Genomic DNA, 1242 nt, shown 5'->3' with positions numbered 1-1242 from the left:
GCTCGAACCCCGCCCCGAGCACGGCGTCGTCCGTCCCACCTGCCCGCGCTGCGCGTTCATCTGGTACCGCAATCCGGTGCCGGCCGCGGGAGTGCTCATCGTGGACGAGGGCCGCGTCCTTCTGGTGAAGCGCAAGTTCGACCCGCGCGCCGGCCAGTGGTGCATTCCCGCCGGCTTCATGGAGTCGGGCGAGACGCCGGAGCACACGGCGGTGCGAGAGCTCGAGGAGGAGACCGGACTGGTCGGCGAGCTGACCGGGCTCTTTCACGTGTACGCCGGCTTCGACGACCCGCGCGTGCGCGCCGTGCTCATCCTGTACACGGCGCGGGTTGCGGGGGGCATGCTGGTGCCGGGCGACGACGCCATCGACGCGGCCTGGTTCGCGCTGGACGCGCTGCCGGAAGACATCGCGTTCGAAGCCCACCGCCGGGCGCTCACGGAGCTGCGCGCGCGTCTCTGACGCACTTGCCGCCACTTGCGGGGGCGGAGCGCCGCGCGGCCCGGTATACCGGAGCGGTCCCATCAAGAGATTCGTCCGGCAACCGAACATGGGGCCAGAGCGCACCCGGTCACGGACACGCACGAGCGGGTGCAACCAGCGCGGATTTCCTCGGACGATGTGCCGCCTGGTGACCCCCTTGGAGAGCCATCGCGTGACCCCCCCGAATCACGACGGCCGATCCCTGCTGCGCAGTTCGTCGCCCGTATTGTGGCCCTGGCTCTGGCTCTCGGCCCTTCTTGCCGGCGCCGCGGTTCAGTTCGCGCCGGCACCGCTCCTCGCGATCGTCGCGCTGGCGGCGCTCGCCACGCTCGCCCTGAATCACGCCGCGCGCGAGCAGATGCGCGCCGCCCGGCACGCGGCGCAAGCCGAAACCGATCTGCGCGCCGCGCAGCAGCGGCTGGAGTTCGCCATCTGCGGGGTGGGCTCGGCGGCGTGGGAGCTGTCTCTCGCCGACGGGGCCGTATGGGCCTCACCGGGCTTCGCCGAGGCTCTCGGCTTCACGCACGGCGGACCGTCGAGCGGCAGCGACTGGTTCGAAGACCGCGTGCACCCGGAAGACCGCGAAGCATGGCGCGAGTGCATGCTGGTACTCAGCGGCGCACCCGCTTCGCGCGAGTTGGAGCTGCGGCTGATGCTGCCCTCGGGTGAGCACCGCTGGTTCCGGCTGCGGGTCAGCTCGGAGGGAGACGGACACGGGCGGTCCGTCCGCATCCACACGCTGCTCACCGACGTCTCGGAGC

At 71.7% G+C, this 1242-nt stretch carries 2 protein-coding genes; both read left to right on the top strand.

The features are described from left to right. On the top strand, positions 1-460 hold a 460-nt coding region (locus tag IT540_RS20750; RefSeq protein ID WP_291181780.1), incomplete at its 5' end, for an NUDIX domain-containing protein. 193 nt (positions 461-653) lie between these two features. After that, positions 654-1242, top strand: a 589-nt coding sequence (locus tag IT540_RS20745; protein ID WP_291181779.1) for a PAS domain-containing protein, incomplete at its 3' end; no start/stop codon positions are given.

The sequence above is a fragment of the Hyphomicrobium sp. genome (assembly GCF_020852195.1).
Classification (GTDB): Bacteria; Pseudomonadota; Alphaproteobacteria; order Rhizobiales; family Hyphomicrobiaceae; genus Hyphomicrobium_C.
This window is presented reverse-complemented; position numbering and strand designations above follow the sequence as displayed.